Origin of the sequence: Pseudomonas sp. VA159-2 (assembly GCF_024126635.1) — a bacterium.
Lineage (GTDB): Bacteria > Pseudomonadota > Gammaproteobacteria > Pseudomonadales > Pseudomonadaceae > Aquipseudomonas > Aquipseudomonas muyukensis.
Genome location: NZ_JAMYBV010000030.1, coordinates 46,965 through 57,611 on the forward strand (window position 1 = coordinate 46,965; position 10,647 = coordinate 57,611).

The following is a 10,647-nucleotide window of genomic DNA, read 5'->3' on the forward strand; positions in this document are numbered from 1 at the left end:
ATGCCGTTCGACAAACTGGTGCAAGCGGTCCAGCACATCGAGCAAGCCACCACCCTGGCCATTGTCCAGGCGGCCGTGCGCAGCATTGCGCGGCCGCTGGGCTATGACCGCTACGTGCTGTTCAGCGCCAGTGCCGCGCGCGACGAAGTGGTCGAGCGCATTCACTGGGTGGAGGGGGCCTGGTTCGGCGCGGGGCAACCTGTCGATGCGCAGACCTACATTCGCCATTGCCCGGTCAACCGCCACCTGCTGAGCGCGCGCGCGCCGTTTTTCTGGAGCAAATGCCAGGAGGCGGACGGCGAGCGTTACCAAGTGGTGAGGACGCCAAGCGGGCCGGGCGTGCATGGCTTGCAGGTGCCGGTGTTCGGCCCGGCAGGGTTGGAGGGCGCCATGAGCCTGGGCGGGCAGCGTATCGAAGCAAGCACCAGTGTGCGCCTGGGGTTGACCTTGCTGGCCAATGCCGCCTTCAGCAACGCCCGGCGGCTGCTGGAAGCGCCACCGGGGTTGGGGCCATTGTCCGAGCGCGAGCGCCAGGTGCTGGCCTGGACCGCCGCCGGCCAGCGCCAGGCCGATATCGCCGCCACCCTGGGGTTGTCGCTGCGCACCGTGGAAAACCACCTGCGCGCGGCGCGCCGACGCCTGGGCGTCAGCACCACCGCCCAGGCGATTCGCATCGCCCTGGGCAGTGGCGCGCTCGACTGACTCAGCCCTTGTGCGCGACGTTCAGCACCACTTTGCCGATGTGCCGGCCAGACTCCATCAGCGCATGGGCCTGGCTGGCCGCCGCCAAGGGGAAGGTGGCGTGGATCAGCGGCTTGACCGCGCCGCTGCGCACATGGGGCCAGGCCTTGGCCTGCAGCTCGGCGAGGATCGCCGCCTTGTCGTCGGCGCTGCGCGCGCGCAGGGTCGAGCCGATATGGGTCAGGCGCTTGGTGAGCATGGGGAACAGGTCGAGCTCGGTGGCCGGGCCCTTGATCACGCCAATCTGCACGATGCGCCCGTCCATGGCCGCGGCCTTGAAGTTGCGCGCGACATAGTCGCCGGCAATGATATCGACGATCACATCGACGCCACGGCCTTCGGTGTGCAGCAGCACCTGCTCGACGAAGTCCTCGCGGTTGTAGTCGATGGCGACATCGGCGCCCAACGCCAGGCTCGCCGCCTGTTGCCCGGGGCCGTTGACCGTGGTGAACACCTGCGCCGCGCCCAGGGCCTTGGCCAGTTGCGTGGCGGTGGTGCCGATGCCCGAGGCGCCGCCGTGGATCAGCACGCTCTCGCCGGCCTTGAAGCCGCCGCGCTGGAACAGGTTGACCCAGACGGTCATGAAGGTTTCCGGCAGCGCCGCGCCCTCGACCATCGACAGGTTATCGGGCAGGTGCGCGGTGGTACGCTCGTCGGCCACGGCGTACTCGGCGTAGCCACCGCCCTGGACCAGGGCGATGACCGCGTCGCCGAGGGCGAAACCCTTGACCTGCGCGCCGAGCGCGACCACCTTGCCGGCGATCTCCAGGCCGGGAATGTCCGGGGCGCCGGCAGGTGGGTCGTACAGACCCTTGCGTTGCAGCAGGTCCGGGCCATTGACGCCGGCGGCGTGAACCTGGATCAGCACCTCGCGTGGGCCAGGTTGCGGCGTGGCGTGGGTGGCGGCTTGCAAGACCTGCGGGCCGCCAGGCTGGGTGATGTCGATGGCGGTCATGTGCTCGGGAACGGTGTGACGCATGAGGACCTCTGTGATTCTGAAGAAAGGTGGGTCACAGGGTATGGAACACGGCCGCAACCGTCGCGCGGCGATTTTGCGCCGCACCCTTGCAGATTTTCTTCAACCAAACGCACGTGTAGGAGCCAGCCTTGCTGGCGAAGCAGACGGCGCGGTGGATGCCTTGCCGACGCTAGTATTCGTCGGCAAGGCCGGATAACTTGTGGCCCTTGATGGAGTCGACGAATGAATTGGGATGACGCCCGCATGCTGCTGGCCTTGAGCCGTGAGCAGACCCTGCGCCGCGCCGCGCGGCTGCTGCGAGTCGACCAGGCCACGGTGGGCCGGCGCGTGGCGGCACTGGAGGCAGACCTGGGTTCGACCCTGTTCCTGCGCACCCCTGGCGGCTACCAGCTGACCGCCATTGGCGAGGTGGCGGTGGAAATGGCGCAGAAGATGGAGCACGCCGCGCTGGAGCTGGCCCGGCGTACCCGCGGCGCCGACAACGAAGAGGCTGGCGAGGTACGTATCGCCACCACCGATTCGCTGGCCCACGAGTTCGTCATTCCCGCGTTGCGCGAGCTGCGCCAGAGCCATCCGGAGGTCCGCGTGGTGCTCAGCGGCGGCTCGGATATCGTCAACCTGTCGCAACGCGAGACTGACATCGCCATTCGCAACCAGCGGCCGGACAGCCCCGACCTGGTGCTGCGCAAGCTGGCCAGTTGGCAGATGGGCTTGTTCGCCGCAGAGGACTACCTGCAGCGCCATGGCCTGCCGCAAGACGGCAGTTTCGCCGGGCATGACCTGGTGGTGTACGAGCCTTACTGGCGCGGCCAGGCGCAGCCGACCCTGGTGGACGTGCCGATCGGCGAGGGCCGGGTGGTGATGGCGGCCAACGCCAGCATGCTGTTGCGCCGGGCCCTTCACGAAGGGTTGGGGATTGGCGAGATTCCGCTCGCGCTTGGCCAGCGCGATGGTTTGCGCCGGGTGTGGCCGCAGCGCACCCGGGCGCAGCCCTACGAGGTATGGATGGTCACCCACCAGGACCTGCGCCACACCGCGCGGGTACGCGCGGTGATCGAGCGGTTGGTGGCGGCCTTCGAGTAACGATCTGGCGCCTGCAGCAAGCGCGCAGCGCAAGCAGCTTTAGCCGCGAACAGCGAAAGGATCAGTACACCGAGCGTGCAGCCGTGCTCGGCGCGCTGTCCTTGAACGTGGCCAGCAACCCCTGCAAGCCACGCATCAGCACCGTGGTATCCACCCCCACCGCGACGAATGCCGCGCCGAGCTGGATATAGCGACGTGCCAGTTGCTCGTCGGCACTGAGGATCCCCGCCGCCTTGCCGGCCTGGCCGATGCGCACGATGGCCTGCTCGATGGCCGCCTGCACCTCGGGATGCCCAGGATTGCCCCGGTGGCCCATGGCGGCGCTGAGGTCGGCCGGGCCGATGAATACCCCGTCGACACCGTCCACCGCGCAGATGGCGTCAAGGTTGGCCAGGCCCTCGCGGTTTTCGATCTGCACCAGCAGGCAAACCTGGTCGTCGGCGCGATCCAGATAGTCAGGAATGCTGTTCCAGCGTGAGGCGCGGGCCAGGGCGCTGCCAACCCCGCGTATACCCGCTGGCGGGTAGCGGGTCGCGCGTACCAGTTGGCGAGCCTGTTCGGCGCTCTCGACCATCGGCACCAGCAACGTTTGCGCGCCGATATCGAGCAGTTGCTTGATCAGCGCGATATCGCCGATGACCGGGCGTACCACGGCCTGGCCAGGGTAGGGCGCCACGCCCTGCAGTTGGCCGAGCAGGCTGCGCAGGTCATTGGGGGCGTGCTCGCCATCGAGCAGCAACCAATCGAAGCCGACGCTGGCGGCCAGCTCGGCGCAGTACGGGTCGGCCAGGCCCAGCCACAGGCCGATTTGCGCCTGGCCGCCGCGCAGCCGTTGCTTGAAGCTGTTGATAGGCATGTCCATGGATTGTCCTTACACGAAACGGCAGGCGATCGAACCGAGCTGGTCGTAATCGACATGGAAGGTGTCGCCGGGGCGCGCTGCCACCGGGCGGGTGAAGGAGCCGCCGAGAATAACCTGGCCGGCCTCCAGGCCGACGTCGTGGGCGGCCAGTTTGTTGGCCAGCCAGGCCACGCCCTTGGCCGGGTGGTTGAGCACGGCGGCGGACACCCCGGACTCTTCGATCACGCCGTTGCGGTAGAGCACCGCCGGCACCTTGCGCAGGTCGATCTGGCCGGGCCGCACGGCGCGCCCGCCCAGGACCACCCCGGCGTTGGCGGCGTTGTCGGAAATGGTATCGAACACCTTGCGGGTGGCCCCGGTGTGCGGGTCGACCTGCTGGATGCGCGCGTCGATGATCTCCAGGGCCGGCATCACCCATTCGGTGGCCTCGAGCACGTCGAACAGGGTCACGCCGGGGCCCTTGAGTGGCTTGCCGAGGATGAACGCCAGTTCCACCTCGACCCGCGGCACGATGAAGCGCGCGAAGGGGATGTCGCTGCCTTCGTCGAAGAACATGTCGTCGAGCAGCGCGCCGTAGTCAGGCTCGGTGATGTTCGAGGAGACCTGCATGGCGCGGGAAGTAAGGCCGATCTTGTGGCCGACCAGGCGGCGGCCATCCTTGATCTTCTGGTTCACCCAGGCGCGCTGGATGGCGTAGGCGTCCTCGATGCTGATCGCAGGGTATTCCAGGGAAAACTGGCCGACCTGTTCGCCGGCGCGCTCGGCCTGGTCGAGGCGCGCGGCGGCTTGCTGGATGATAGGGGCGTCGAGCATGGAAACCTCAGGGCTGGCGGCTGAACAAGGCGTGCAGGCTGCTGTGCTTGGCGTCGTACACCTGGGCCTGGCTTTCGTCGATTTGCACGGTCAGGCCCACCGGGCGCCGCGCGAGCAGCGGGTCCAGGTGCCGGCGCAACACGGCCAGCAACTGCTCGCCGACCTGGCGATGCACACTGGCGCTGCGCCCCGCGCCCATGCGCAGGTTGGCGTAGACGAAGCCATAGTCGCCCTGGCCGTCGGCGATCGCCGCATGGGCCGCTGGGTAGGCCAGCACCCGGGTGCCGCCGGTGGGGAACACCTGGCGGTCGCTTTCATCGCGCTGGGCGAGCATGCAGTCGGCCAGGGCGCGGCACAGCGCGGGCAGGTCGCTGTCGGTTTCGATGTCCGGGCTGTAGAGCAGGACCAGATGGGGCATGCGGATGCTCCTTAAAGGCGGCTGGTGGAGGCCACGCCGGCCGGGTTCGAGGCCTGGGCGGCGGGGATGGCGGCGCCGTCCTGCGCGGTGACCGGAAAGATCGCGTTGATCTGGCCGGTACCGGACGAGCCGAAGTAGGGCGTAACCACTTCGGCCTTGCCGTCGTAGCGCGACCAGCCCAGGGCGCCGAGGAGCATGGCGGTGTCGTGCATGAAGCCCTCGCCATGGCCCTTGACCGCGTATTCGGGCAGCATCGCGCAGAAGTCGGCCCAGTCGCCGTCCTGCCACATGCGCACCACGCGGTGATCGAGGGTTTCCAGGAACGGGCTCCAGACCTGGGTGGCGAACGCTGGGGCCTGGCCGTTCTGGGCGAAGCGGTGCGACAGCGAACCGCTGGCCAGGAAGGCCACGTTGCCGTCGTAGTGATCCTCGACCGCGCGGCGCATGGCCCAGCCCAGGCGCGCGCTGTCGTTGAGGTAGTGCGAGGTGCACAGCGCCGAGACCGAAATCACCTTGAAATGGCGGTCGGCGTTCATGTAGCGCATCGGCACCAGGGTGCCGTATTCCGGGGCCAGGGTGGTGGCGTCATGGGCCATGGTCTCCACGCCCAGGCGGTTGCATGCCTGCGCCAGCAGGTGGCCCAACTCGGGGTTGCCGGGGAAGCCGTAGTTCATGTTGGCGATGAAATGCGGCAGTTCGTTGCTGGTGTACAGGCCTTCGAACTGCGCTGCGCAGTTGATGTGGTAGTTGGCGTTGACCAGCCAGTGGGTGTCGAACACGACGATGGTGTCCACGCCCAGTTTCCGGCAGCGGCGGCCGATCTCGTGGTGGCCGTCGATGGCCGCCTGGCGAAAGCCCTGGCGCGGGCCGGGCAGCTCCGACAGGTACATCGACGGCACGTGGGTGATCTTGGCGGCGAGCGCGAGTTTACCCATGGGAATCTCCTTTGATTGTTGTTGTGCTCCGAGGGTGGCGGGGTAAGTCGCCGCGGCGGCTTGCCCCGCGAGGCCGTCAGACGCCCCAGCGCGGAATGTGATGGCTACCCATGGATATACACACGTTCTTGATCTCGGCGAAGACCTCGAAGCTGTATTGCCCACCCTCGCGGCCGGTGCCCGAGCCCTTGACCCCGCCGAACGGCTGGCGCAGGTCGCGCACGTTCTGGCTGTTGATGAACACCATCCCCGCCTCGATCCCGCGGGCCAGGCGGTGGGCCTTGCCGATGTCCTGGGTCCAGATGTACGAGGCCAGGCCGTACTCGGTGTCGTTGGCCAGTTTTAGCGCCTCGGCTTCGTCCTTGAACGGGATCAGGCACACCACCGGGCCGAAGATTTCCTCCTGGGCGATGCGCATCTGGTTGTTCACATCGGCGAACACGGTCGGCTGGATGAACTGCCCCTTGGCCAGGTGCGCCGGCAAGCCCGCCGGGCGCTCCAGGCCACCGGCCAGCAGGCGCGCGCCTTCTTCCAGGCCAATGCGGATATAGCCGGTGACCTTGTCGTAATGCTGCTGGGTGATCATCGAGCCGACCTGGGTCTTCGGGTCGGTCGGGTCGCCGACGATCAGGCGCTTGGCGCGGGCGGCGAATTCGGCGACGAACTGCGGGTACACACTCTCCTGGATGAAGATCCGGCTGCCGGCGGTGCAGCGCTCGCCGTTGAGCGAGAAGATGGTGAACAGCGCGGCGTCCAGGGCGCGCTCGAGGTCGGCGTCCTCGAAGATCAGCACCGGCGACTTGCCGCCCAGTTCCATCGAGTACTTCTTCAGGCCCGCGCTCTGCATGATCTTGCGGCCGGTGGCGGTGCCGCCGGTGAAGGAGATCGCCCGCACGTCCGGGTGACGCACCAGGGCATCGCCCGCCGTGGCGCCATAGCCCTGGATCACGTTGAGCACGCCGTTGGGGATGCCGGCCTCGACCGCCAGGCGGCCCAGTTCGTTGGCGGTCAGTGGCGACAGCTCGCTCATCTTCAGCACCGCGGTGTTGCCCAGGGCCAGGCATGGCGCGGTCTTCCAGGTGGCGGTCATGAACGGCACGTTCCATGGCGACACCAGGGCGCACACGCCCACCGGCTGGTACAGGGTGTAGTTGAGCATCTGGTCGTCCACCGGGTAGCTGTGGCCGTCCATGCGCGTGCACACCTCGGCGAAGAAGTCGAAGTTGTGCGAAGCGCGGGGGATCAGCACATTGCGCGTCTGGTGGATCGGCAGGCCGGTGTCCAGGGTTTCCAGTTCGGCCAGCTGCGGCACGTTCTGCTCGATCAGCTCGCCCAGGCGGCGCATCAGCCGGGCCCGCTGCCTGGCCGGGGTATTGGCCCATTTCGGGAAGGCCGCCTTGGCCGCGGCCACGGCCTGGGCGACTTCCTCGGCAGCGCCGCTGGCGACCTCGGCGATCGCCTCGCCGGTGGCGGGGTTGTAGTTGACGAAGGTGTCGCGGCTCTCGACTTCGCGGCCGTCGATCCAGTGCTTGATCATGCTGTTGCCTCTTGTGCGTGACGGGCGAAGAACTCGGCTTCGCTGACGATTCGGTTGACCAGGCGAGCGACGCCTTGCACCTCAACCACCACTTCATCGCCCGGCACCACGTCGGCCAGGCCTTCCGGCGTACCGGTGGCGATCATGTCGCCAGGTTGCAAGGTCATGAAGCTGGAGAAGTATTCGATCAGGTAGGGGATGTCGAAGATCATGTCCGCGGTGCTGCCTTCCTGCTTCAGCTCACCGTTGACCCAGGTGCGCAGCTTGAGGTTGGACGGGTCCGGCACATCGGCGGTGTCGACGATCCACGGGCCCACGGGGGTGGTGGCATCGCGGTTCTTCACCCGCAGGTTGGGGCGGTAGTAGTTCTCCAGGTAGTCGCGGATGGCGTAGTCGTTGCACACCGTGTAGCCGGCCAGATAGTCCAGGGCATTCTCGCGACGCACGTTGCGCGCCGGCTTGCCGATCACGGCCACCAGTTCGCACTCGTAGTGCATGTACTTGACGTTGTCCGGGCGCCAGGTCACCTGGTCGTGGCCGGTGTAGGTGCCGGGTGACTTGATGAATGCCAGCGGTTCGGTGGGTGGTGTGAAGGCCAGCTCGGCGGCGTGGTCGGCGTAGTTCAGGCCCAGGGCGAACATGCTGCCGGTGGCCGGTGGCAGCCAGGTGACCTGGTCGGCCTGGACCCGCCGGCCGTCGGCCAGGCGCAGTTGCTGGTCGGCCTCGACGATGGCCTGGTGGACCTGGCCGTCGAGCTGGATGCGGGCGTGCTTCATGGGGCGAGTCCTTGTTCGGCGACGATGGGGGTGGTGAGCTGGCCAAGGCCGTCGATCTCGACCGTCACCTGGTCGCCCGGCAGCACATCGACTCGGCCTTCCGGGGTGCCGGTGATCAGCACGTCGCCGGCATGCAAGGTCATGAACTCGCTGATCTCGGCGATCAACTGCGCGACGCTGCGCACGCAGTTGGCGGTGTTGTTCTGCTGGCGCAACTCGCCGTTGACCCACAGGCGAATACCCAGCGCATCAGGGTTGCCGACCTGGGCCGCCGGCACCAGCTCTGGCCCCAGCGGGCAGAAGCCATCGCGGCACTTGGCCTTGACCGCCGGGCGGTAGTAGCTGTCCTCGGGCAGGCTAAATTCGTTGACCAGGGTGTAGCCGGCCACATGCTCCAGGGCCTTGGCCACGCTCACGCGGCTGGCATCCTTGCCGATCACCACGCCCAGGGCGGGGCCGGGTTGCAGGCGTTCGACTCCCGAGGGGTAGGTCAAGGCCTGGCCGTGCCCGTTACGGGTGTTGGGGGTCTTGATGAACAGCACCGGCTTGACCGGTGGTTGCCGGTAGGGCGCTTCATGGAAGGACGCCAGGTGCTGCTGGAGCAGGCCCGGGTAGTTCAGGGCGACGCCGAACAGGCTGCCGCTGGCGACCTCGTGCAAGGCACGGCTCATGCTTTTCTCCTGCGCTCTGCGAAGCATGGGGGTATGCTTCATGGTGTTTTTGTTAATGTGTTAACGTTATATTTAATATGTTAACGATCGTCAAGGCATCGACGCTGCCGAGGTGGCGATCGCGGGCAGTCCAACCGGCACGAGAACAACAATGAAAGCGCGACAGCCGATCCCCAACATCAATATCGGGCAGGTCTACGACCAGCGTTACAGCGACAGCGAGGTGCACTACGACCGGCTCGGCAACCTGGCCGGGTTCTTTGGCCGCAACATGCCGGTGCATCGCCATGACCGGTGCTTCCAGGTGCACTACGTCAAGAGTGGCAGCGTGCGGGTGTTGCTCGACGACCAGCGCTTCCACGAGGCCGGGCCGATGTTCTTCCTGACCCCGCCGACCATCCCCCATGCCTTCGTCACCGAGACGGACGCCGACGGCCATGTGCTGACCGTGAGCCAGCAACTGGTCTGGCAACTGTTGCAGGCCGAGCCGGGCCTGGGCAGCAACCCGCGCTTGGCGCCGGCCTGTGTCGCCCTGGGGCAGTTGCAGGGCCAGGCCGGCGAGCAGGCGCGGCGCCTGGAGCAGTTGCTCGATCTGCTGGGCAGCGAGGTCGGCCAGGGCCAGGTGGGGCAGGGCACGGCATTGCAGGACCTGGCGCGGCTGGTGATGATCAGCCTGTTGCGCCTGGGCGCCAATGCGTTGCCGGCCAACCCGGCGCGGCACGAGGACTTGCAGGTGTTCCGCCGCTTCAACGAGCTGATCGAGCGCCACTACCTGGACCACTGGACGCTGCCGGCGTACGCGGCGGCGCTGGGGGTGACCGAGGCGCGCTTGAACGATGTGTGCCGGCGAATCGCCGACTTGCCGTCCAAGCGCCTGGTGTTCGAGCGGCTGATGCAGGAGGCGCGGCGGCTGCTGTTGTATTCCGGCGGTTCGGCCAATGCGATCTGCTACCAGCTGGGGTTCAAGGATCCGGCTTACTTCAGCCGGTTCTTCCAGCGCCATGCCGGCACCACGCCGGGGGAGTACCGCCTGCGCCAGGCGGGGTTGCGCTGAGCGGTTCAGGCGGGCACCGGGTGTTGCCAGGGGGCTGGACAGAACGGGGGCAAATGGTTTTCACTTTATTAATATCTTAATAAAACCAGCCCTTTATCCTGATGACTCAACCTAGACCCTCACTGACCTTGACCTTGTTGCAGGCCCGCGAAGCGACCATGGCGTTCTTCCGTCCGGCCCTCAATGCCCACGACCTGACCGAACAGCAATGGCGGGTGATCCGCATCCTGCGCCAGCAGGGCGAGCTGGAGAGCCACCAGCTGGCGGATTTGGCGTGCATTCTCAAACCGAGCATGAGCGGGGTGCTCAAGCGCCTGGAGCGTGATGGCCTGGTGGCGCGGCGCAAGTCGCCGGAGGACCAGCGGCGGATCTTCATCAGCCTGACCGTGCGTGGGCAGCAGGCGTTTCTGGCGATGAGCGAGGAGATGGAGCGTAATTACCAGGAGATCCAGCGACAGTTTGGCAGTGACAAGTTGGAGCAATTGATGGGGTTGTTGAACGAACTGAAGAAGGTCAAGCCCTGAAACTGTGAAGCGTGGCATCAAAGAACTGCATCCACACGGCAATTGACTCATTTTGTTGCTGTTGCTGTTGCTGTTGCTGTTGCTGTTGCTGTTGCTGTTGTGCTCTGGCTCTTGCTTCTAAGCGCGCGATAGTTCAGGCGCCGCCAATTGCGACTTCAGGAGGCCGAGCGGAGTGCTTGCGTAGTGGGGCGACGGCCATGGATGGCCGTCGAGCGCTGCGCCCCAGGATGGGGCGTACAGCGCGGTACCCACGG

13 protein-coding genes are annotated in these 10,647 nt (G+C 66.7%); 5 read left to right on the top strand and 8 right to left on the bottom strand.

Going from position 1 to position 10,647, the window contains the following annotated elements:
• A complete protein-coding gene (locus tag NJG22_RS21635) occupies positions 1–702 on the top strand; it encodes a PA1136 family autoinducer-binding transcriptional regulator (protein ID WP_253097665.1) in 702 nt (233 codons plus the stop codon).
• 1 nt (position 703) lies between these two features.
• On the opposite strand, the gene NJG22_RS21640 is transcribed toward NJG22_RS21635, so the two are convergent.
• Positions 704–1,696, bottom strand: coding sequence for an NAD(P)H-quinone oxidoreductase (locus NJG22_RS21640; protein WP_253097678.1), 993 nt, complete (start codon positions 1,694–1,696; stop codon positions 704–706).
• Between the two features lie 64 nt (positions 1,697–1,760).
• Here NJG22_RS21640 and NJG22_RS21645 point away from each other — a divergent pair, with 64 nt between their 5' ends.
• Positions 1,761–1,916 carry a hypothetical protein gene (locus NJG22_RS21645; RefSeq protein WP_253097666.1) on the top strand — a complete coding sequence of 52 codons (156 nt, stop codon included), beginning with the start codon at positions 1,761–1,763 and terminating at the stop codon, positions 1,914–1,916.
• 26 nt (positions 1,917–1,942) lie between these two features.
• On the top strand, positions 1,943–2,803 hold the full coding sequence (locus NJG22_RS21650) for a LysR family transcriptional regulator (RefSeq protein WP_253097667.1): 861 nt from the start codon (positions 1,943–1,945) through the stop codon (positions 2,801–2,803).
• 61 nt (positions 2,804–2,864) lie between these two features.
• On the opposite strand, the gene hpaI is transcribed toward NJG22_RS21650, so the two are convergent.
• From hpaI to NJG22_RS21685, 7 genes are all read right to left on the bottom strand, one after another.
• The gene (hpaI, locus tag NJG22_RS21655; protein ID WP_253097668.1) at positions 2,865–3,665 is read right to left on the bottom strand and encodes a 4-hydroxy-2-oxoheptanedioate aldolase; all 801 of its coding nucleotides are present in this window, start codon (positions 3,663–3,665) and stop codon (positions 2,865–2,867) included.
• A 9-nt stretch (positions 3,666–3,674) separates the two neighbouring features.
• Complete coding sequence (gene hpaH, locus NJG22_RS21660) at positions 3,675–4,478, bottom strand: 2-oxo-hept-4-ene-1,7-dioate hydratase (protein WP_253097669.1); 804 nt, start codon at positions 4,476–4,478, stop codon at positions 3,675–3,677.
• Between the two features lie 7 nt (positions 4,479–4,485).
• The gene (locus NJG22_RS21665; protein WP_253097670.1) at positions 4,486–4,896 is read right to left on the bottom strand and encodes a 5-carboxymethyl-2-hydroxymuconate Delta-isomerase; all 411 of its coding nucleotides are present in this window, start codon (positions 4,894–4,896) and stop codon (positions 4,486–4,488) included.
• Positions 4,897–4,907: 11 nt separating this feature from the next.
• Positions 4,908–5,831: a 3,4-dihydroxyphenylacetate 2,3-dioxygenase gene (gene hpaD / locus NJG22_RS21670; protein WP_253097671.1), complete on the bottom strand. Its 924-nt coding sequence runs from the start codon at positions 5,829–5,831 to the stop codon at positions 4,908–4,910.
• A gap of 76 nt (positions 5,832–5,907) precedes the next feature.
• Positions 5,908–7,368 carry a 5-carboxymethyl-2-hydroxymuconate semialdehyde dehydrogenase gene (gene hpaE / locus NJG22_RS21675; protein ID WP_253097672.1) on the bottom strand — a complete coding sequence of 487 codons (1,461 nt, stop codon included), beginning with the start codon at positions 7,366–7,368 and terminating at the stop codon, positions 5,908–5,910.
• Positions 7,365–8,144: a fumarylacetoacetate hydrolase family protein gene (locus NJG22_RS21680; protein WP_253097673.1), complete on the bottom strand. Its 780-nt coding sequence runs from the start codon at positions 8,142–8,144 to the stop codon at positions 7,365–7,367. Before NJG22_RS21680 ends, hpaE begins: the two co-directional genes overlap by 4 nt.
• Positions 8,141–8,815, bottom strand: coding sequence for a fumarylacetoacetate hydrolase family protein (locus NJG22_RS21685; RefSeq protein ID WP_253097674.1), 675 nt, complete (start codon positions 8,813–8,815; stop codon positions 8,141–8,143). Before NJG22_RS21685 ends, NJG22_RS21680 begins: the two co-directional genes overlap by 4 nt.
• 151 nt (positions 8,816–8,966) lie before the next feature.
• On the opposite strand from NJG22_RS21685, the gene hpaA reads away from it, so the two are divergent.
• Together hpaA and hpaR are read left to right on the top strand one after the other, a co-directional pair.
• Entirely contained in the window at positions 8,967–9,869 is a 903-nt protein-coding gene (gene hpaA, locus NJG22_RS21690; RefSeq protein ID WP_253097675.1) for a 4-hydroxyphenylacetate catabolism regulatory protein HpaA, read from the top strand.
• A 101-nt stretch (positions 9,870–9,970) separates the two neighbouring features.
• Complete coding sequence (gene hpaR / locus NJG22_RS21695) at positions 9,971–10,393, top strand: homoprotocatechuate degradation operon regulator HpaR (protein ID WP_253097676.1); 423 nt, start codon at positions 9,971–9,973, stop codon at positions 10,391–10,393.
• Positions 10,394–10,647: the final 254 nt, after the last annotated feature.

Bases quoted from the DNA above. Each gene is read 5' to 3' on its own strand.
- NJG22_RS21640 (WP_253097678.1), bottom strand. From the start codon at position 1,696: ATGACCGCCATCGACATCACCCAGCCTGGCGGCCCGCAGGTCTTGCAA.
- hpaE (WP_253097672.1), bottom strand. From the start codon at position 7,368: ATGATCAAGCACTGGATCGACGGCCGCGAAGTCGAGAGCCGCGACACC.
- NJG22_RS21685 (WP_253097674.1), bottom strand. From the start codon at position 8,815: ATGAGCCGTGCCTTGCACGAGGTCGCCAGCGGCAGCCTGTTCGGCGTC.
- NJG22_RS21635 (WP_253097665.1), top strand. From the start codon at position 1: ATGCCGTTCGACAAACTGGTGCAAGCGGTCCAGCACATCGAGCAAGCC.
- hpaA (WP_253097675.1), top strand. From the start codon at position 8,967: ATGAAAGCGCGACAGCCGATCCCCAACATCAATATCGGGCAGGTCTAC.
- hpaR (WP_253097676.1), top strand. From the start codon at position 9,971: ATGACTCAACCTAGACCCTCACTGACCTTGACCTTGTTGCAGGCCCGC.
- hpaD (WP_253097671.1), bottom strand. From the start codon at position 5,831: ATGGGTAAACTCGCGCTCGCCGCCAAGATCACCCACGTGCCGTCGATG.
- NJG22_RS21645 (WP_253097666.1), top strand. From the start codon at position 1,761: ATGGAACACGGCCGCAACCGTCGCGCGGCGATTTTGCGCCGCACCCTT.
- NJG22_RS21665 (WP_253097670.1), bottom strand. From the start codon at position 4,896: ATGCCCCATCTGGTCCTGCTCTACAGCCCGGACATCGAAACCGACAGC.
- hpaI (WP_253097668.1), bottom strand. From the start codon at position 3,665: ATGGACATGCCTATCAACAGCTTCAAGCAACGGCTGCGCGGCGGCCAG.
- NJG22_RS21650 (WP_253097667.1), top strand. From the start codon at position 1,943: ATGAATTGGGATGACGCCCGCATGCTGCTGGCCTTGAGCCGTGAGCAG.
- hpaH (WP_253097669.1), bottom strand. From the start codon at position 4,478: ATGCTCGACGCCCCTATCATCCAGCAAGCCGCCGCGCGCCTCGACCAG.
- NJG22_RS21680 (WP_253097673.1), bottom strand. From the start codon at position 8,144: ATGAAGCACGCCCGCATCCAGCTCGACGGCCAGGTCCACCAGGCCATC.